Below are 18,240 nucleotides of genomic sequence, written 5' to 3'. Positions count from 1 at the left end.
TTATGGTAGATGAATTTTTCCGAAAGGCGAAGGAGTTGCTTTTGGGGCCCAACGGCGATAAAGCTGAAGATGCCAAATTCCGCGATCGCAATGTACGTCCAGCCAGCGAAGATCCTTACGGTGATCCCGCAGATCCAGCATCTTACGGCGACGTTCGCCCAGCTAGTGAAGACCCATACGGCGATCCCGCAGACATCGCGTCTTACCGCAACGTTCGCCCAGCTAGCGAAGACCCCTACGGTGATCCCGCAGACACAGGAGAGTTTGGTGATGTCCGCCCAGCCAGCGAAGACCCCTACGGCGATCCCGCAGATCAAGATTCTCGTCGTTAACGCCAAACTCAGCCCCATTCCCCAGTAAGGAATGGGCACAATTCAAGGTACACCCGTAGGGGCACGGCATGCCGTGCCCCTACACCTTGCGATATCATTTTGTACCGCATCAGAGTGGGAACCGCTATAGCGGGATTTGAACCTACTGCCTTTTATTTTTGTTGCTATTTCTATAAATTACGAATTATTTACTCATTTATTGTTAGCCAAAACTTCCTGCGATCGCTCAATATTCCGACGCACAGATTGAGCCGAAGTATGCAAACCTTCTCTTTCTTCATCGGTAAGTGTCAATTCCAAAACACTCTCAATTCCACCGCATCCCAACCGACAGGGAACACCAATTACAACATCTTCTAAACCGTATTCACCTTGCAGATACGCCGCCACAGGCAACAACCGCGACTGATTTAGCAAAATCGATTCTACCATCACACTAGTAGCTGATGCCGGGGCAAAAAAAGCACCTCCCGTCTGCATCAATTCCACGATTTCTGCGCCACCGTTGCGAGTTCTTTTTACCAAGCGTTCAATTGTGGCTGCATCCAGCAATTCAGTGATGGGAATGCCGTTAACGGTAGCATAACGAGACAAGGGAACCATTAAATCGCCGTGGCTACCCAAAACCATCGCTTTGACATCGGCGGGTAAAACGCCCAATTCTAGGGCAATGAAGGTTTCAAAACGAGCGGAATCTAACACACCAGCCATACCCATAATGCGATCGCGTGGTAAACCCGTTGCTTGCCAAGCCAAATAAGTCATCACATCCAATGGATTAGTGACGACAATAAAAATGGCATTGGGAGAATGAGCGATTGCACTTTTTGCCGCTTCCACGACAATCTTGGCATTGGTTTTCAGCAAGTCATCCCGACTCATCCCTGGTTTGCGGGGAAGTCCGGCGGTAATCACCACAATTTGCGAACCAGATGTATCAGCATAATTATTTGTGCCGATAATCTGGCGATTATGTATTTCAATTCCCCTGGCTTCCATCAAATCCAACGCCAAACCTTGAGGCATTCCCGCAATAATATCTAGTAAAACTACATCTGCCAGGTTTTTCTCCGCAATGCGTTGGGCTAAAGTACTACCAACCCTACCCGCACCCACGATGGTGACACGGGGTAAATTACACACAATTGGGGAGTTAAGGGAAGAAAACATAAATATTAAGATGCGATTTTTCTCAGCAAGAATTCAGGAGTCAGAATAAATGCTGAATTCTGAATTCTGACTCCTGAATTCTTTTTACTTATTTAAACTCTTCGAGTTGATCCACACGTAACCAAACATTTGGTGTTGGCACTTTCCCAAACTTAATCAGGGCGTAATCACCTTTGATATCTACAATTTCGCCCTTGCTTTCAAACAAATAAGAAGGAAAACGAGCATCACTGGCTTTAGCCTCCAGACTGTTTTCTAGTTTTTCGCGCACAGCGCGAACCATATCGCCTTTTTTGACTGCCATGAGTTCCTCTCTCAAATTTCTAGATTAGACTTATCCGCATTTTAAGAGACTTCCGAGTTAGAAGTAAAAACTCTCGTAAAAACGCGATTAATCGCGTCTCCTAACTCCCTGTAAAGTTTGACACTGGGAGCAAAAGTGACTAGATCGCCCACCCAACTTAATCCGTTGAATTCCTGTACCACAAACTCGACAGGGTTCTCCAGTGCGGTTATAAACCCAGGCTACACCACCATAATTGCCGTTAGTACCTTTGACATTTAGAAAATTACTAAAAGTCGTACCACCAGCCTCAATGCTCGTTTCTAACACTTGAATTATGGCTGTTCGCAAAAGTTCAATTTGCTTTAGCTGCAAATCTATACACAAGGTTTCAGGTAAAATTCCACTCTTAAATAGGGCTTCATCAGCATAAATGTTACCTAATCCCGCCACCACCGATTGATCTAGTAGCGCAGTTTTAATCGGACGGCGGCGGTTTTGGAGTTTGCTTGCTAGATACTCGACAGTGAATTCGGGTGAAAATGGGTCTACTGCCAGTTTTGCTAAACCAGTCATAATACTTTCTACAGCAACACCAGGCGGAACCAACCATATTTTACCGAAGGTGCGCTGATCCACAAAGCGTAATTCCTGCTGATCCCCAAAGAATAATCTAACCCGCGTGTGCTTATGTAATGGTTCATCTCGATGCAGCCATAGTAGTTGACCGGTCATTCGCAGATGAACCCCTAGCCAACCTGTAGAAGAGGGGGAGGAAAGTTCCGCAAGCAGATATTTACCGCGACGATGCCAAGTAGCGATGGCTGCGCCAACCCCAGAGGGGTACGCACTTTTTTTAATTCCATCAATAAACTCACCAACAGAAAACGGGTAGGCGATGGTGCGATCGAGCAACACATCTCCCCCCGTGATTTCTTGGTTAAGGGTCAATTGATTTAGACCCCTTCGGACTGTTTCGACTTCAGGCAGTTCAGGCATTCAAGCTGATTAAGCAGGCAATTTTGATGTATTTGGGCGTTGAATAAAGAAGAGATGGGGTAGTAACTTACACACCCGTAAGTGGCTCGTAATACTACCCAAAAGAAACCGTAAATACCCGCAGGGCTGCTTCTCGTAGATTAGGGTAGGTTAGGAAAAGGCATGAATAAACTGAAAGTTTTATACTTCAGACTTCATACTTAAGACTTCCCTTCATCATCGTATCAAACAACCCCTTGTAGCTTTGCTGCTTATTTTTAGCTGGTTTAGCCTTTGGTGCTTCAACCTCTACTAATTCATCTTGAGCAAAGTTGTTGGTATTGATACCAGAGTAATTGACCTTTTCAAAACGGACAATTACTGGGTATTTGATGCCGCTTTGGTCAATGGAAGCCACAGTTCCTAGATCCTGAAACCAGTAGGATTCAGGGCGGAGAATACGTACTTTAGAACCACGTTGAACCATGATTATTTTCCCTTTTAGTTATCAATCGCCAATCTAGAGGGCTAATTGATTTCACTCTACAACCTGAAGGTAGCAGCAAGAGTCTTTGTTAAGTTATTTGTCTGAATTGGGCATTGGGCATTGGGCATTGGGCATTGGGCATTGGGCATTGGGCATTGGGCATGGGGCATGGGGCATGGGGCATTGGTTATTAATTCTTCTCCCTCTGCTTCTCCTGCTCCCTCTATTCCCTCTGCTCCTCAAAAAACGGTATTATAGCCTACTTGACAAGGCACACGTTATAGCGTACCTTCGTTCGCAAGCGGTTATTTTGTAGAAGCTTATGTTTTAGTTAAGACAAACACACTTCCCTCGTTACCTCTGCCGACCCGTAGATCGTTATCTATATAAGTGATATCTAACCAACCTTGCTGGTTATCACTGTTTACAGCAAAATCAATCGCCGGAAATTTTTTACCTGCTTCAATTTGTTGGATAAAAGTTACCGGAGAATTGTATTCTATTAAACGTTGTAAGCCGATAATAGAACGCTCAAATTTTACTTGGACACGCCGATCTGAAACTGGCTCAAATTTAGCAGCAACGCTGACTAATCCTTCTAAATAAGGTAAGCCATAAATCTCAGCTATGTTGTAAACTCTGGTAGTCTCTACTCGGATACACTGATAGATTTGACCCAGTTTGCACAAAGGTAGACGATCTAAGTTTAAAAGAGCTTTGCTAGTGGTGTATAGTAATCGCCAATTGCCATCTAGCAAATTACCAGCTTCTACCGGACGAGGTGTAGGATTAAAGTCTTCTAAATTGGCGATCGCTGCTAAGATAGCCTGTTTTTGTACTGGGGTCGCCAGTAAACCGCGATTTGTACCAGCGATCGCATCCATAAGAGCCGCTTTTCCCATCATCGCCTGTCACCTCAAAAATTATTCACTTTTCTTCAGGATAAACAAGATATTTATGACATATATGTAGAGCCATAAAAATTACTAAGAATCACTTGACCTAAGCCTTATGGCTATTAAATAAAAAATTTCTATCTGAATACGGATTTATCAACTGAAGCATTGAAAAGATAACTAAATTAATCCGTGTCAAGTGATAGACTCTAAATGTCAACTTACGTAAACCTTTTCTTGTCCTCACTCGATATGTTGAATTCTCCATTACGTGAAGAACCCCGTAACCAACGAGCCGATGTCATCCCCTTAAAACCAAAGTCTTCTTTGTTGGATTGGTTACAAACCAATGGTAGGATCATCGCGCGTGACGTTCACGAACCGGATTTTCAAGATGACGAAGAAGGAATAGACTCCCTAATGGGTGTTGAAGATGGAATTGGCTACGACCTCGATGATGATGAAATAGGAATCGCTGAGGATTAGCCTTTTCAGGTTAGGGACTTGGTAGTATCCCTAGTTCCTGGTATTCAATTTTATTAAGTGTGGAGTGAAGGGAAACTTCTGTGGACGCTAAATTATCTCCTGAGCAAGGATTAAATATTTCTGGAATCGCTTTAGCCTCTTTATTAGCCGTAGGGCTAGGTACAACGGCATTTTTGTTGGATTCTATGGCCAATAGGCTACCCTGGCAAAGTATGTCGTTAACCCTGCCACTACTTCTGTGTGCTATGGGTTCGGGTGTAGTAGGGCATTGGGTAATACCTCTACTTCAAGCACTCAAAACTGGACAAATAATTCGTGAAGATGGCCCCCAAGCCCATCTAAAAAAGGCAGGCACTCCCACAATGGGCGGTATATTTTTTATACCAGTATCTGTGCTGCTTGCTTGTATATTGGCTAATTTTTCTACAGAGGTGCTTGCAGTTTCGGCTTTGACAATCAGCTACGGGTTGGTTGGCTGGCTTGACGATTGGCAAATTCTGCGCCGTAAATCAAATAAAGGTATATCTCCCGGAACAAAACTAGCTTTGCAGGTGAGTTTTGCAGCTTTGTTTTGTCTATGGCTGATGTTTAATCAACCTTCTAATATTACAAATATTGCTTTGCCTTGGGTTAGCTTCACGCTACCATTAGGGTTCTTATTTTGGCCTTTAGCTGGTTTTGTACTAGTTGCAGAAAGTAATGCAACTAATTTAACAGATGGTATTGATGGCTTGGCAGCAGGAACAGTAGCGATCGCACTTTTGGCATTAGGTGCGTTAATCGCCCCAACAGCGCCAGGATTGATGGTTTTCTGTGCTGCTTTAAGTGGCGGGTGCTTGGGTTTCTTAGTACATAACCGTAATCCAGCTCGTGTTTTTATGGGAGATACTGGTTCTTTAGCGCTGGGAGGAGCTTTAGCTGCTGTAGCGTTATTGACAAACACCTTAGTGGCTCTGTTTATTCTCAGTGGTATCTTTTTTGTAGAAACCATTTCGGTGATGGCACAGGTAAGTTATTACAAAGCCACGAAGGGCCCCGATGGCAAAGGCAAACGCTTGTTCAAAATGGCACCTTTACATCATCATTTGGAACTTACTGGCTGGTCAGAATTACAAGTGGTTGGAGTGTTTTATATAATCGCTGCTATTTTAGCTACTATTTGTTTAGCGATGGCTCCATTCTAAATGTTTTAAAAACTACTCGAATACAAAAAGACAACTCCCACATCTTCAGGGAGTTGTTTTTTTATAAGTAGGTAGGCATGATTAAATATAAGATGTTATTGCGGGTGTTCGCGAAGCGTCTCGTAGAGAAGCGAAGCAATCGCAAAGTCTCTGGGATTGCTTCGCTTTACTCGCAATGACAGAACATATTATATTTATTTACGCCCATTTACTTAAGAGAAATTATCAAAATATAATTCAGAAATCATACCAATTTGAAAAAAGAATTAATTACAGGTATTTACATACTCCCTAACCCGATTCTTTCCTGTTCGCTTTGCTTCAAGCATCGCTTGATTTGCCCGATTCAACAAATTTTTAACTGTAATCCCTGGTTCTGATACAGCTATTCCAAAAGAAGCGGTGATGCCTTCGAGGATCTGATCGCCGTCTCTCAATTGCATTTTTTCAACATCTAACCTTATTTCTTCTACTCGCTTCCTGAGATTTTCCAGTGTTATATTAGGCATCAAAATCACAAATTCTTCACCACCCCATCTGCAAGCAATGTCAAAGGAGCGAATAGATGTTAACAGCAGCTTTGCTAATCCCTTAATAACAATGTTGGCAGTTACATGCCCATAGCGCGAGTTGTAAGATTTGAAGTTATCGATATCAAGAAAAATAATACTAACAGATTCTCCCGAACGGTCAGCTTCGGCCAGCCTTTGTTCTGTTATAGTTTCCATATAGCTTTGATTGAATAGTTGGGTCATCCCATCCCGCAAACTATCATAGGTTAGACGTTGTTTTATTGATATATTATTCAGTGTAAAGCCTAATGTTCTAGCAACAATCTCAGCAATTTGTTGTTCTTCTGGACTGATTTCTTCAAGCGAATAGATGTATAAAATTCCCACTATTTCGCCTTCTCCAAACAAGGGAATACACAAATGTGCGCCACTAACAGGGTGTATTAAGTGGTTGCATACCAGTCCTGAGTTACGAGGCGATAAAAGGTTGAGTTTATCTCTCCGCAATGCCCAACACTCAGATTGTGAAAATATTTCTTTAGTGGTTTTTCCATCTCCCCAATAACTATTCATCTGAACATAATTCTTGGAATTAGAAATTATACAGAGACAACCACTCATATTAGGAAACAGCTTGGAACAGGTTAAAGCAACTACTTGATACACCTCATCTTCAGACTCGCAAGAATAAAGCATATCCGCCATATCTGACAGATATATAAGTTCCTGTTTTTTTTGCTCTAATTCCAGTGCTTTTTCTGCTAGCTGCCGATTTAGCTCAGTGAGCGATCGCTGTGCTTCTATAGATTCTGTAATATCAATACTGATCCCACCAATGCGGCGATCGCCCGTTGCACCATCGCTAAACGGAAACTTAAACGATAGCCAGTAGCACGGCTGATCATTACCAGGTATCTTTACCTCTTCAATCAGCTTTAAGGGTTGTAGAGTCTTTAAAACGATTTGATCGTTTTCCATTACCCGCCGCCCCTCTTCTGGATCTGGCAAGAATTCACTATCTCTTTTACCCAACCATTTTTCTGCATCTACCAAAAACCTAGATTGTAGCTCCTGGTTGTAGTAAAGCACCCTAGATTGCTCATCTTTGATATAAGCTCCAAAGGGGCCCTTATCTAGGAATAGCCGTTGCATTTGCTGGCTGCGTTGAAGTTCGCGGGTATTTTGTTGAGATATGGCGATCGCTTCTAAAATTTGATAAGCAGTCGGCATTAGGTAGAGTAATGCAGATAATGAAATCAACGCTGTTAAGTCGAGTACAGCTAAATGCAACAGCGACACTGCCGAATGTGGCTCAAAGACTGCCAAAAGGTGATGAAATCCGCAAAATAGTATGAATCCACCTGATAAGAAAAAGGCTAGCCTAAACTTAGAAGGGATAGTTGCCCTAGTTTTTGTAAAAAAAACTCCTATTATTATAGGAATCCCAAAGTAGGAAAATGCAGTGATGCCATGAGCTATTATGCAATTCCAGTGAAGAGGCTGCATCATTAACCTGATATTAACCTTATATTCGTTTCAGTATAATTCTGGGTAGCCTCAAGATGTAAGGATAGAAAGGATGATTTTAGTGCCTGATATATTTGTTTTAGCTAAATTTATCGTGGTAACTTTCTGAAAAACTGCTCATTTCACCCCCTTACAAACAAACTTGACTTACCAAGTGAGTCAGTTCGGGTAAAATTAGTTTTTCCATCGCCAATCGCACAGCATTACTAGAACCAGGAAGCGAAAAGATTAACTTATCTTCATAAACACCAGCAACAGCGCGAGAAGCGATCGCCCGCGAACCAATTTCTTGATAACTTAAAAAACGAAATAACTCACCAAATCCCGGTAAGGTTTTCTCCAGTAACTTCTCAATGGCATCATAAGTCGTATCTCTTGGTGCAATACCTGTACCACCACTGAAAATTACAGCATCCAACTTTGAGCTTTTACCCAGATTTTCGATCTGCTCTTGAATTTGTGTTGCTTCATCCTTAATAATTATGTAAGCTTTTACAGCATGGTTAGCGCCAAGGAGTAACTGCTGAATTAGCTGCCCACTTTTGTCTGTTTCAAAAGTGCGTGTATCGCTGACAGTAACCACAGCACAATTTACTGTAATTTTAAAGCTATCTGGGTGGGGTTGCGATGTCATAGGTCAGCCATAAATTTTTGATCATATATATAATGGGGAATGGCGCATTGGGCATGACAATAATTACCAATGCCCGATGCCCAATTCCCTAAGCCCTACGCCTCATTTTTACTCAGTCCCAGATCGTTTTCTTCAGCGTACCGCTCCATGAAGCGCATAAAGCGCTCCCATTCTTGGGCAGATTTCATAACGTAAAGTGCTTCTAATTCTTCTGGTTTACCGTTGATAAATTTAGCTTTAACTTCACGAGTAATTATTTCGCCTTCTTCGTCAATCAAGTACATCCCGGTAATATCTTCGGTGCTACCTTGATCTAAAATCTTCGGATTCGTAAAAATAAAGGTCGCTGTACCACTGTCGCCAGTGCGCGATCGCGTCAAGCGCACATCTGGAGTTACTTCTTCGTCAAGACCTCTAGAAAACTGGATTTTCGCCATGATTAGTGAATTTAAACTTTTATGATGGTTAATTTAATATTCTCTCATCAATTAGAACACCACGGTCTAGAGGCTACTGTTATTCATTTTTTTAGTGTATCTACTTAGATTACTTCTTTTTCAAGTAACAAAGTTACAGGACTATCGTTTTCAATCGTAACTTGCATCATTGCGCCAAATTGACCTGTTTCTACTTGCAAGCCGCTAGCTCTTAATTTGGTAACAAAACGATCATACAAATCTACTGCTAATTGGGGAGTAGCTGAACGGTCAAAAGAAGGACGGCGACCTTTACGACAGTCACCATAAAGGGTAAATTGACTGACTACTAATAACTCGCCGCCAATTTCTTGTACAGATTTTTGCCAGCGATCGTCTCCTTCATCGTCAGGAAACAGCCTCAGTTCTAGGCACTTACACACCATCCAGTCGATTTCAACATTAGTGTCGGTATTGGCTATGCCTACGAGCAAATTTAGCCCCCGTCCAATTTTGCCGACAATTTCACCATTAACTGTAACTTGAGATGATTTGACTCGCTGGATGATAACGCGCATTTTAATCTAAAGGTTCATCAACGTTTCAATCTTAGAGCGATTGCATTCTTAAACCGCAAACTAAATATAGAAACAATGAGCGCTTACCACCTGATAAAATCTCTTAATGTTCGATAACGTTTGTAAGTTCCTTGCTGAAACTTTCTCCAGTGATTTTGCCACTTGGCTGTTAGGAGAATCTATCACCCTGACTGAATTAAGCCCTTCTGAACTTTCTCTTGAACCAATCCGCGCCGATGCGCTGATATTGCTCCAATCTTATGAAGTTGTGCTGCATTTGGAATTCCAAACCCAACCGAAAGCTGATATTCCCTTTCGGATGGTGGATTATTGGTTGCGAGTGTATCGCCGCTTCAAGAATAAGCGAATGCGTCAGGTAGTGATTTATCTGCAACAAACAAATTCAGAATTTGTGCAGCAAACCACATTCACTTTGGAAGAAACTTTTCATAGGTTCGAGGTAATTCGCCTTTGGGAGCAACCAACAAGTGTATTTTTGGAGCATCCAGGGTTATTACCATTTGCGGTGTTAAGTCAAACAAATAACCGCACTGCTACTTTACAGCAAGTTGCTCAGGAGATTTCAGAAATTGCTGATCAACGTATCCAGAACAATATTGCAGCCTCAGCGTTCATTCTGGCTGGGCTAGTATTAGAGAAAGAGATAATTCAACAATTGCTGCGGAGGGAACTTATGCAGGAATCGGTAACTTATCAAGCTATCCTTGCTGAAGGTTTAGCTGAAGGTTTAGCTGAAGGTCGTGCTGAAGGTCGTGCTGAAGAAGTGCGGCGTGTAGCAATAAATTCGCTCAAAGAGGGAATCTCAGTAGAAATAGTGGCAAGAGTGACAGGGTTATCTCTGGAACAGGTACAGCAGTTGGCAAGTGAAGAAACTGGTAATCCAGGTGAGTGAGAAAGCGATGTCTACAACGGGCTACGCCTACGCTATTCTCTCATTTTTATTGCTCAAAATCGATGGCGGAGCCATTAAAAATGCATTCCCAGGTGGAACCTGGGAACGAGTACGAATATTAAACTCCTAACTCCTAACTTTTGTACAGACGCGATTAATCGCGTCTCTAACTTCTAACTTTTATTTGCCAAAGCCTTTACCGCGAGATTTTGAAGGTAGACAAATGCAGTTTTCAAGTTGAGAAATTAAAGCCTCACGATCTAAATTTTGACCAATCAGCACTAGTTGATTTTTCAGTTGACCTTGCCATTCATCATCATCCAACGTAAAGCGTTTACCGCAAAGGTGGAAAATATGACGCTTCGGACTTTCATCAAACCACATAATCCCCTTTGCTCGGAAGATATTTGAGGGTAGTTGGTTATCTAAGAAATACTGAAACTTCCTAATAGAAAAAGGCTTGTCACTTTGGAAAGAGATGGAAGTAAAACCATCATTTTCTAAATGGTCAGAATGATGGTGATGGTCGTGATGCTCATGGTCATGTTCGTGATGATCGTGACCGCATTTTGAGTGATCGTGATCATCGTGGTCGTGATGATCGTGTTCATGATCATGATGGTCATGTTCATCAATCACTGTGTCAAAATATTTATCAGACTCAAACAGACCAACACTGAGAATCAACGGAAGTGGCACTTGCGATCGCGTAGCGCGAATAATTCTTGCTCCTTCCTTAACTTCGTTAATTTTTCCTTCTAACTCGTTTAAAGTGGCTTCATCAACCAAATCAGCTTTATTCAGCACAATTACATCACCATAAGCAATCTGGCTGTATGCTGCCTCCGAATTAAATAAATCTAGGCTGTAATTGGCCGCATCTACCACAGTAATAATCGAATCTAAGCGGGTTAAATCCCGCAATTCTGTGCCCAAAAATGTTAAAGCTACTGGTAGCGGATCTGCTAATCCAGTTGTTTCCACTACTAAATAATTTAGATTTTCTTGGCGTTCTAAAACTTTGTAAACTGCATCCACTAAATCATTATTAATAGTGCAGCAGATACAACCATTGTTTAGTTCCACCATGTTCTCACCAGTGGAAACAATTAGCTCGTTGTCGATGCCAATTTCACCAAATTCATTGACGAGAACAGCGGTTTTTAACCCCTGTTGGTTGTTGAGGATATGATTAAGTAAAGTCGTCTTGCCACTACCGAGGAAACCTGTAATAATTGTTACTGGCATTCCTTGTTTGGGTGTATCCATTGCCGAAGATTCGGGTGTAACTGCTGATTGCATAGCGCTGTTATCAAATAGTCAAAAAATAGTAATGTAGCGCAGATAGTCCAGAAAACACTAGCGCCGCAAGGCGGAAGTTAAAAGTTAAAAGTCAAAAACCCTTGATTTTTGGGCTTTCGAGATTTTGTCCAATAGTATGTTGATTTCCACCGTGACGTACTAGCATAGGGATGCTGGACTGTCATTCCAGCTGCTTTACCCTATTATTACGTATCTCCTTATTTCCGCATTACTCTGTTATGACCCTAACCCTTTACAATACCCTCACCCGTCGTCAAGAACCGTTTGAAACTCTCGTTGCAGGCAAGGTTAAGATGTATTACTGCGGGGTGACGGTGTACGACTACTGCCATTTGGGTCATGCCAGAGCTTGCATCGTTTGGGACGTAGTACGCCGATACCTCCAGTTTATCGGTTATGAAGTCCGATATATCCAAAATTTTACCGATATTGATGACAAGATTCTCAATCGAGCCTGTGCTGAACATTCCTCAATGGAAGCTGTAGCCGATCGCTTCATCAAAGCATATTTTGAGGATATGGCGCGGCTAGGAATCAAAGAAGCTGATGAATATCCACGCGCCACACATACGATTAACGGCATTCAGCGATTAATTCATGAGTTAGAAAATAAAGGTTTTGCCTACCCTGCTGACGGTGATGTGTATTATGCAGTACGAAAGTTTTCTGAGTATGGTAAGCTTTCGGGACGCAGGTTAGAAGATATGCAAGCAGGGAAAAGCGAGCGCGTCAATGTAGATGATCCAGAATATCAGAAAAAGAAAGATCCCTTTGATTTTGCTTTATGGAAGGCGGCAAGAGCGGGAGAACCTGCTTGGGAATCACCTTGGGGGGCAGGTCGTCCGGGGTGGCATATAGAATGCTCGGCAATGGTACGCGATCGCCTGGGTGATACCATCGATATTCATGCTGGTGGTGCTGATTTAATTTTTCCTCACCATGAAAACGAAATTGCCCAATCTGAAGCTGTTACCGGAAAACCTCTGGCGCGTTACTGGTTACATAACGGCATGGTAAAAGTAGATGGTGAAAAAATGTCCAAATCTTTGGGCAATTTTACCACTATTCGAGACTTACTGGATCGAGGAGTTGACCCGATGGCAGTGCGGTTCTTCGTACTGACTGCTCAATATCGCACACCAATTGATTTTACCGACGAAGCGATCGCCGCAGCAACCAACGGTTGGCACACAATTAAAGAAGGTTTACTTTTCGGCTACCAATACGGTAAACAACTAGGTTGGGGATCAGGAACTGCTTCACTACTTCCTGAAACTGTTGAACGCTTTCAAGAAACTGTAAATAACGACTTTAATTTTCCTGGTGGGTTAACAGTGCTGTTTGAATTAGCCAAAGAACTGCGCCGTGAGGGAAATATTATTGTGCATGAAGGGAAAACCGAAACTTCCCCTGATGAGTTACAGCGTCAATGGCAAACACTCGTCACGTTGGCTGGAGTTTTAGGTTTGGAAGCTGAGATAGAAGCAGAAACTCACACGAATAATGGTTTAAGCGATGCGGAAATTGAGGCAAAAATTCAGCAAAGGCAAGAAGCGCGTAAAGCCAAGAATTTTGCTGAAAGCGATCGCCATTCGTGACGAACTTCAAGCAGAAGGTATTACGCTAATTGATAGCCGTGATGGCACACGCTGGCATCGTAATTAGAGGAGACTGGGGGCTAGGGACTAAGAATTGAATTCTTCCCATGCCCCATGCCCAATGCCCCATGCCCAATACCCAATGCCCAATACCCAATGCCCATTACCCAATTCCCTAAATTATGTGGTCTGAACTTAAAAAAGCGATCGCTAGTTTCGATATTCCTGCTGATTGGATTGGTATTAGAGCCGTTAAAGAAACTTCTACTACCCGTTTAGTCCGTGACGCTTTACCTCAACTAAACGGCAAATCCTTCACTGTCGGAGCAATGCTGGAAGTTTTGGTCAACGGCTGTCTGGGTTATGCAGCTACTAACTCTCTGGAACTTTCTGCCTTAGAAGCAGCTGCCCAAACAGCATATAAACAGGCACTAGCTGCAAGTGAATGGTGGATACATCCCTTCCGTGAAAGTGAGCGCCCGAAAGTCGTTGGTGAATATAAATCTCTATTTCTTGAGCCATTAGATGCTCTAAGTCCGGGAGAAATTAACGATTTACTGGTTCGTATTTGCCAAACGTTGAAAGTTGACGACAAAATTGTCCAAACCATCGCTAGTGCCAGTACCACTGAGAGAGAATCTTGGTTTGTTAGCAGCAACGGCTCAGAAGTTTATCAAAAAATACTATCTATAGGCACTAATTACGGAGCTACTGCCCAAGATGGAAAAATTGTCCAACAGCGCAGCAACAACGGTTCGCAAGCAAACTGTTATCAAGGCGGACTCGAACTATTAAAACAAGAAAACTTATGGCATCGGGTGCGGCAAATTGGCGAACAAGCAGTAGAACTCTTGACAGCAGAGGAATGTCCAACCACGCGTACCAATTTAGTTTTAGCCCCAGATCAGATGATGCTACAAATCCATGAAAGTGTCGGACATCCCCTAGAAATTGACCGAATTTTGGGAGATGAGCGTAACTATGCTGGGGGCAGCTTCGTTAATAAAAGCGATTTTGGCAACCTAGCTTATGGTTCGCCATTGATGAACATTACCTTTGATCCCACCGTGCCTGGTGAATATGCCAGCTATGGCTTTGATGATACGGGTACTGTCGCAACAAAGGAATATTTGGTTAAAGAAGGTATACTGCAACGGGGTTTAGGCAGTCTAGAGAGTCAAGCCAGAGCAGGTGTAGCAGGAGTTGCCTGTGCCCGTGCTTCCTCATGGAATCGACCAGCGATCGATCGCATGGCAAACTTGAATTTAGAGCCTTTAAATGGCACTTTTGAAGACATTATTGGCGGGATAGAAAACGGCGTTTATATGGAATCTAACCGTTCTTGGTCAATAGACGATCGCCGCTACAAATTCCAATTTGGTTGTGAGTACGCCAAATTAATTGAAAATGGCAAACTTACCAAAACCCTTCGTAATCCTAACTATCGCGCCACAACACCAGAGTTTTGGCATAGTTTAATTAAAGTCGGAGATGCTACAAACTGGCAAATGTATGGTACTCCTTATTGTGGTAAAGGAGAACCAAATCAGGCCATTTCGGTAGGACACGGTTCACCTGTTTGTGTATTTGCGAATGTCGAAGTTTTTGGTGGAGGAACTTGAAAAAGCACACAGCTAGGAGTTAAAAGCTTTGAATTAAGTAGGTAGGTATAATTAAACATAAAATCCTAGCTTGTAGTTAGCAATTCATCACTCAGAAAAAGGATTATCAGGACTAAAGTCCTTATTACAAACTTTAATTTTTACGCCTAGCTACTTACAAAAATTCTTCTAAGTCCTAACTTTCTCCTCCCCTTATTCCAATACAGTTCAGTTAAGCTTCTCTTCCTTTGTGTCCTTTGCGTCCTTTGCGGTTCGTTAAAAAAAGGATTTTAGCCTTAACTGAACCGTATTTACCCTTCCTTATTCCCTATTAATATTTAATATCTATGAAAGTTGAGGAATTATCTGCGTTAGAAGTCAGCTTTAATCGACTGATTGAAAGTCTGTTACTCAAAAAATTAGAAAATGAACAATTCACTGTGAGACTCAGCAGTGAAATAAGTCAATTTACTCGTTTTAATCATGCGAAAGTGCGCCAGACTGGTTGTGTCACTGATGGTTGGATCGAACTGACTTTGATGAAAGAACAGCGCAACAGTGTTCGGCAGTTTCCCTTTACTGGAAATTGGCAGGTAGATTGGGAGTTAGCGTATACTGCTTTGCAAGAACTACGTGACGAAATTATTCTACTACCCATCGATCCATATCTAGTTTTGCCATCAGGAAATAATACCAGCCGAGAAATACATTCTGGGAATTTATTGGCGGCAGAAGCAGTAGTACCAACTGTGCTAGAACTGGTTGCTGAATTGGATTTTACAGGAATATATGCCGGGGGAGTGGTAATTAAAGCTTATGGTGATTCTAGCGGTAAAAAACACTGGTTTGCTACAGAGTATTTTACCTTAGATTACTCTCTATTTTCCACATCTGGACAAGCCGTTAAGGGTACATTTGCAGGCAGTGATTGGGATAAATCTATATATATAGCCAAAATAAGCGAAGCTAAAAAGCAATTAGAATTGCTCGCTCACCCAGCAAAAGAATTACCACGGGGACAGTACAGAACTTATTTTGCTCCGGCTGCTGTTGCAGATTTATTATTGATGCTTTCTTGGGGATCTGTAAGCGAAGCTGATATTCAACAAGGAAATAGCTCTTTAGCTGCTCTATGGCGTAAAGAAAAACAACTATCACCCGCATTTAGTTTGAAAGAAAACTTTCAACGGGGATTAGTACCACGATTTAATGAATTGGGAGAAATAGCAGCACCGGAGTTACCCATAATAGAAAAAGGACATTTGATAAATACTTTAGTAAATTCTCGGACTGCTAAAGAATATAAAAAACCTGCCAATGGCGCTAATGGTTCAGAGACTTTAAGAGCGCCAGAAATCAGTCCGGGAAATTTAGGATTTGAGCAGATTCTTCCGAGTTTAGATAAAGGATTATATCTATCAAATCTGCATTACTTGAATTGGAGCGATCGCCACACTGGTAGAGTCACAGGTATGACCCGTTATGCTTGTTTTTGGGTAGAAAACGGAGAAATTATTGCTCCCATTGAAAACTTGCGTTTTGATGAAAGTCTCTACCGTTTCTGGGGAGAAAACCTCATAGATTTGACTAATTTCCAGGATTTTATACCCGAAGTAGGTACTTATGATAGTCGTCAACTAGGAGGTAGTTTAGTTCCTGGTATGCTAGTGGAAGATTTTACATACACCCTATAATCTAATACCGTTCAGTTAAGCCCAAAATTCTTGGTAGAGACGCGTTAACGCGTCTCTACAAGCCTAAAATTTAGTACCAAAAATCCTTAATTAAATAGTACATATTTTTACTAGATTCTTTTTTTACTCTGCACACTGTATAAATGCTAGAATCCTCAAGTAGACAGTTAGGATACCTAGATGCCAGTTGTAGCTAACTCAATCAAGTTTGGTACAGACGGCTGGCGGGGCGTTATTGGTGAAGAGTTTACCTTTGAACGCCTAGCCCTAGTCGCGCCAGTTGCCGCAAAAGTATTATATGATACATATTTTTCTACGGTAGGTAGCCGGACAATAATTGTCGGTTACGATCGCCGATTTATGGCTGAAGATTTTGCTCGTGCTGTTGCCGATACTGTCGCTGCCGTCGGCTTTGACGTACTACTGAGCGAAAGCTATGCCCCAACCCCAGCTTATAGTTGGGCAGCAAAACAACTCAATGCTTTAGGGGCGCTGGTAATTACAGCTAGCCATAATCCTGGCAAATATTTGGGATTAAAAGTCAAGGGTTGTTTTGGTGGTTCGGTGCCGGAAGAAGTCACAAAAGAGATCGAAGCGCAGTTGTCAGTTGGAGTACCACTAGCAGCTACCCCAGGCAAGCAAGAAAAATTCGATCCTTGGCCTAGTTATACCCAAGCGTTAGAAGGTAAAGTTGATATTGTCAAAATTCGAGAAGCGATCGCATCAGGCAAAGTGACATTATTTGCCGATGTCATGCATGGCGCGGCGGCTGGTGGATTGGCGAGACTACTAGGCAATCAAGTCAAAGAAATCAACTCAGAACGCGATCCCCTATTTGGTGGCGGTGCGCCGGAACCCTTACCTAAATACCTTTCAAAGCTATTTGAAGTTATCAAAACCCACCGAGAAACAGATAAATCAAGTTTAACGGTGGGGTTGGTATTTGATGGCGACTGCGATCGTATTGCAGCAGTAGATGGAGAAGCCAACTTCCTAAGTTCCCAAGTCTTAATCCCCATATTAATCGACCACTTAACCCTGCGGCGCGGCTTTACTGGAGAAATAGTCAAAACTGTAAGTGGTTCCGACTTGATGCCCCTTGTGGCAGCACTACATAACCTATCAGTATTTGAGACAGCAGTTGGTTATAAATACATTGCTGACAGAATGTTAGCAGCAAAAGTGTTGCTGGGTGGTGAAGAATCGGGAGGAATTGGCTATGGAAGTCATATTCCCGAACGTGATGCACTGCTGTCAGCATTGTATGTTTTAGAAGCGATCGTCGAATCTGGTTTAGATTTAGGTGATTATTATCGCTACTTGCAGAAAGAAACAGGGTTTACCTCAGCTTACGATCGCATTGATTTACCCTTAGCAAGTATGGAAGTGCGATCGCGTCTTTTGCAACAACTGCAAACCCAACCCCTAACAGAAATTGCAGGTAAAGCGGTGATTGATTGCCAAACAATTGACGGCTACAAATATCGCCTTGCCGATAAAAGCTGGTTAATGATTCGGTTTAGCGGTACTGAGCCAGTTTTACGACTATACTGCGAAGCCCCGACAATTGAGCAAGTGCATCAAACTCTTGCTTGGGCGAAACACTGGGCAGAGTAAAATTTATTATT

18 protein-coding genes and 1 pseudogene are annotated in these 18,240 nt (G+C 42.4%); 9 read left to right on the top strand and 10 right to left on the bottom strand.

All coding sequences use genetic code 11. The annotated features are described in order from the left end of the window. The first annotated feature begins 2 nt into the window (after window positions 1-2). Window positions 3-332: a translation initiation factor gene (locus ANSO36C_RS11245; RefSeq protein WP_251959604.1), complete on the top strand. Its 330-nt coding sequence runs from the start codon at window positions 3-5 to the stop codon at window positions 330-332. Window positions 333-524: 192 nt separating this feature from the next. Here ANSO36C_RS11245 and mdh read toward each other — a convergent pair whose 3' ends face one another. From mdh to ANSO36C_RS11220, 5 genes are all read right to left on the bottom strand, one after another. Then, a complete protein-coding gene (gene mdh, locus ANSO36C_RS11240; protein WP_251959603.1) occupies window positions 525-1,502 on the bottom strand; it encodes a malate dehydrogenase in 978 nt (325 codons plus the stop codon). Window positions 1,503-1,590: 88 nt separating this feature from the next. Further along, window positions 1,591-1,806 carry an NAD(P)H-quinone oxidoreductase subunit O gene (ndhO, locus tag ANSO36C_RS11235; protein WP_251959602.1) on the bottom strand — a complete coding sequence of 72 codons (216 nt, stop codon included), beginning with the start codon at window positions 1,804-1,806 and terminating at the stop codon, window positions 1,591-1,593. Between the two features lie 87 nt (window positions 1,807-1,893). After that, window positions 1,894-2,784, bottom strand: a complete 891-nt coding sequence (locus ANSO36C_RS11230; RefSeq protein WP_251959601.1) for a DNA-formamidopyrimidine glycosylase — start codon at window positions 2,782-2,784, stop codon at window positions 1,894-1,896. A gap of 187 nt (window positions 2,785-2,971) precedes the next feature. Continuing rightward, window positions 2,972-3,250 carry a photosystem I reaction center subunit IV gene (locus tag ANSO36C_RS11225; protein WP_251959600.1) on the bottom strand — a complete coding sequence of 93 codons (279 nt, stop codon included), beginning with the start codon at window positions 3,248-3,250 and terminating at the stop codon, window positions 2,972-2,974. 320 nt (window positions 3,251-3,570) lie between these two features. Continuing rightward, the gene (locus ANSO36C_RS11220; protein WP_251959599.1) at window positions 3,571-4,155 is read right to left on the bottom strand and encodes a PAP/fibrillin family protein; all 585 of its coding nucleotides are present in this window, start codon (window positions 4,153-4,155) and stop codon (window positions 3,571-3,573) included. A 243-nt stretch (window positions 4,156-4,398) separates the two neighbouring features. On the opposite strand from ANSO36C_RS11220, the gene ANSO36C_RS11215 reads away from it, so the two are divergent. Next, window positions 4,399-4,632 (top strand): DUF3134 domain-containing protein, encoded by a 234-nt coding sequence (locus tag ANSO36C_RS11215; protein ID WP_251960306.1) that lies wholly within the window; start codon window positions 4,399-4,401, stop codon window positions 4,630-4,632. An 80-nt stretch (window positions 4,633-4,712) separates the two neighbouring features. After that, window positions 4,713-5,816: a phospho-N-acetylmuramoyl-pentapeptide-transferase gene (gene mraY / locus ANSO36C_RS11210; protein WP_251959598.1), complete on the top strand. Its 1,104-nt coding sequence runs from the start codon at window positions 4,713-4,715 to the stop codon at window positions 5,814-5,816. A 266-nt stretch (window positions 5,817-6,082) separates the two neighbouring features. Here mraY and ANSO36C_RS11205 read toward each other — a convergent pair whose 3' ends face one another. The 4 genes from ANSO36C_RS11205 to dtd form a co-directional block, all read right to left on the bottom strand. After that, on the bottom strand, window positions 6,083-7,834 hold the full coding sequence (locus ANSO36C_RS11205; RefSeq protein ID WP_458368251.1) for a sensor domain-containing diguanylate cyclase: 1,752 nt from the start codon (window positions 7,832-7,834) through the stop codon (window positions 6,083-6,085). A gap of 151 nt (window positions 7,835-7,985) precedes the next feature. Further along, complete coding sequence (locus ANSO36C_RS11200) at window positions 7,986-8,489, bottom strand: MogA/MoaB family molybdenum cofactor biosynthesis protein (RefSeq protein WP_251959596.1); 504 nt, start codon at window positions 8,487-8,489, stop codon at window positions 7,986-7,988. A 95-nt stretch (window positions 8,490-8,584) separates the two neighbouring features. Next, window positions 8,585-8,926 (bottom strand): photosystem II reaction center protein Psb28, encoded by a 342-nt coding sequence (gene psb28 / locus ANSO36C_RS11195; RefSeq protein WP_251959595.1) that lies wholly within the window; start codon window positions 8,924-8,926, stop codon window positions 8,585-8,587. Window positions 8,927-9,030: 104 nt separating this feature from the next. Then, a complete protein-coding gene (dtd, locus tag ANSO36C_RS11190; RefSeq protein WP_251959594.1) occupies window positions 9,031-9,483 on the bottom strand; it encodes a D-aminoacyl-tRNA deacylase in 453 nt (150 codons plus the stop codon). Window positions 9,484-9,589: 106 nt separating this feature from the next. On the opposite strand from dtd, the gene ANSO36C_RS11185 reads away from it, so the two are divergent. Both ANSO36C_RS11185 and ANSO36C_RS33875 read left to right on the top strand, forming a co-directional pair. Next, window positions 9,590-10,396, top strand: coding sequence for an Rpn family recombination-promoting nuclease/putative transposase (locus ANSO36C_RS11185; protein ID WP_251959593.1), 807 nt, complete (start codon window positions 9,590-9,592; stop codon window positions 10,394-10,396). Window positions 10,397-10,403: 7 nt separating this feature from the next. Further along, entirely contained in the window at window positions 10,404-10,526 is a 123-nt protein-coding gene (locus ANSO36C_RS33875; protein ID WP_267145367.1) for a hypothetical protein, read from the top strand. 50 nt (window positions 10,527-10,576) lie between these two features. On the opposite strand, the gene ANSO36C_RS11180 is transcribed toward ANSO36C_RS33875, so the two are convergent. Continuing rightward, a complete protein-coding gene (locus ANSO36C_RS11180; protein ID WP_251959592.1) occupies window positions 10,577-11,698 on the bottom strand; it encodes a CobW family GTP-binding protein in 1,122 nt (373 codons plus the stop codon). A 239-nt stretch (window positions 11,699-11,937) separates the two neighbouring features. Between ANSO36C_RS11180 and cysS the strand changes: the two are divergent. The 4 genes and pseudogenes from cysS to ANSO36C_RS11160 all read left to right on the top strand — a co-directional run bounded on the left by cysS (window position 11,938) and on the right by ANSO36C_RS11160 (window position 18,229). Next, window positions 11,938-13,384 (top strand): annotated as a pseudogene (gene cysS / locus ANSO36C_RS11175) (cysteine--tRNA ligase). 115 nt (window positions 13,385-13,499) lie between these two features. Further along, entirely contained in the window at window positions 13,500-14,939 is a 1,440-nt protein-coding gene (locus tag ANSO36C_RS11170) for a TldD/PmbA family protein (protein WP_251959591.1), read from the top strand. A 326-nt stretch (window positions 14,940-15,265) separates the two neighbouring features. Further along, window positions 15,266-16,612 carry a TldD/PmbA family protein gene (locus ANSO36C_RS11165; protein ID WP_251959590.1) on the top strand — a complete coding sequence of 449 codons (1,347 nt, stop codon included), beginning with the start codon at window positions 15,266-15,268 and terminating at the stop codon, window positions 16,610-16,612. A 180-nt stretch (window positions 16,613-16,792) separates the two neighbouring features. Continuing rightward, window positions 16,793-18,229: a phosphoglucomutase/phosphomannomutase family protein gene (locus tag ANSO36C_RS11160; RefSeq protein ID WP_251959589.1), complete on the top strand. Its 1,437-nt coding sequence runs from the start codon at window positions 16,793-16,795 to the stop codon at window positions 18,227-18,229. Window positions 18,230-18,240 lie beyond the last annotated feature (11 nt).

The sequence above is a fragment of the Nostoc cf. commune SO-36 genome, assembly GCF_023734775.1.
In the GTDB taxonomy this organism is placed as follows: Bacteria; Cyanobacteriota; Cyanobacteriia; order Cyanobacteriales; family Nostocaceae; genus Nostoc; species Nostoc commune_A.
The sequence above is the reverse complement of the archived record's forward strand: the minus strand, read 5'-3'. Positions and strand labels throughout refer to the sequence as shown.

Excerpts from the sequence above, each read along its gene's own strand:
- ANSO36C_RS11165 (WP_251959590.1), top strand. The coding sequence starts at position 15,266 with ATGAAAGTTGAGGAATTATCTGCGTTAGAAGTCAGCTTTAATCGACTG.
- ANSO36C_RS11220 (WP_251959599.1), bottom strand. The coding sequence starts at position 4,155 with ATGATGGGAAAAGCGGCTCTTATGGATGCGATCGCTGGTACAAATCGC.
- ANSO36C_RS11215 (WP_251960306.1), top strand. The coding sequence starts at position 4,399 with ATGTTGAATTCTCCATTACGTGAAGAACCCCGTAACCAACGAGCCGAT.
- ANSO36C_RS11160 (WP_251959589.1), top strand. The coding sequence starts at position 16,793 with ATGCCAGTTGTAGCTAACTCAATCAAGTTTGGTACAGACGGCTGGCGG.
- ANSO36C_RS11170 (WP_251959591.1), top strand. The coding sequence starts at position 13,500 with ATGTGGTCTGAACTTAAAAAAGCGATCGCTAGTTTCGATATTCCTGCT.
- ndhO (WP_251959602.1), bottom strand. The coding sequence starts at position 1,806 with ATGGCAGTCAAAAAAGGCGATATGGTTCGCGCTGTGCGCGAAAAACTA.
- ANSO36C_RS11225 (WP_251959600.1), bottom strand. The coding sequence starts at position 3,250 with ATGGTTCAACGTGGTTCTAAAGTACGTATTCTCCGCCCTGAATCCTAC.
- mdh (WP_251959603.1), bottom strand. The coding sequence starts at position 1,502 with ATGTTTTCTTCCCTTAACTCCCCAATTGTGTGTAATTTACCCCGTGTC.
- ANSO36C_RS11200 (WP_251959596.1), bottom strand. The coding sequence starts at position 8,489 with ATGACATCGCAACCCCACCCAGATAGCTTTAAAATTACAGTAAATTGT.
- dtd (WP_251959594.1), bottom strand. The coding sequence starts at position 9,483 with ATGCGCGTTATCATCCAGCGAGTCAAATCATCTCAAGTTACAGTTAAT.
- ANSO36C_RS11205 (WP_458368251.1), bottom strand. The coding sequence starts at position 7,834 with ATGCAGCCTCTTCACTGGAATTGCATAATAGCTCATGGCATCACTGCA.
- ANSO36C_RS11180 (WP_251959592.1), bottom strand. The coding sequence starts at position 11,698 with ATGCAATCAGCAGTTACACCCGAATCTTCGGCAATGGATACACCCAAA.
- ANSO36C_RS11245 (WP_251959604.1), top strand. The coding sequence starts at position 3 with ATGGTAGATGAATTTTTCCGAAAGGCGAAGGAGTTGCTTTTGGGGCCC.
- psb28 (WP_251959595.1), bottom strand. The coding sequence starts at position 8,926 with ATGGCGAAAATCCAGTTTTCTAGAGGTCTTGACGAAGAAGTAACTCCA.
- ANSO36C_RS11230 (WP_251959601.1), bottom strand. The coding sequence starts at position 2,784 with ATGCCTGAACTGCCTGAAGTCGAAACAGTCCGAAGGGGTCTAAATCAA.
- ANSO36C_RS33875 (WP_267145367.1), top strand. The coding sequence starts at position 10,404 with ATGTCTACAACGGGCTACGCCTACGCTATTCTCTCATTTTTATTGCTC.
- ANSO36C_RS11185 (WP_251959593.1), top strand. The coding sequence starts at position 9,590 with ATGTTCGATAACGTTTGTAAGTTCCTTGCTGAAACTTTCTCCAGTGAT.